At 61.2% G+C, this 237-nt stretch carries 1 pseudogene; it reads right to left on the bottom strand.

What is annotated here, in order from left to right:
* A pseudogene (locus SB764_RS44510) lies at nucleotides 1-232 on the bottom strand (MFS transporter); the annotation flags it as partial.
* Between the last annotated feature and the right edge of the window lie 5 nt (nucleotides 233-237).

Raw genomic sequence — 237 nt, 5'->3', positions numbered from 1 at the left:
TGCCGCCCAGCGGGCGTGCCAGGTAGCCCGCGGCGAAGATGCCGAAAGTCTGCAGCATGCGCAGCCATTCAGGCATGTCGACGGGGAAGAACAGTTTTCCAACCACGGTGGCGAAAAACACGAAAATGATGAAGTCGTAGAACTCCAGCGCCCCGCCCAAGGCAGACAGCGACAGCGTTTTATAGTCGTTGCGGGTCAGCGGGCTCGAAGGTTGCGCACTGCTTGCGGGCACGGAGG

The sequence above is a fragment of the Paraburkholderia sp. SIMBA_027 genome (assembly GCF_046535315.1).
GTDB lineage: Bacteria > Pseudomonadota > Gammaproteobacteria > Burkholderiales > Burkholderiaceae > Paraburkholderia > Paraburkholderia tropica.
Note: the sequence above shows the minus strand (reverse complement) of the source record. Positions and strands in the feature narration are given on the sequence as shown.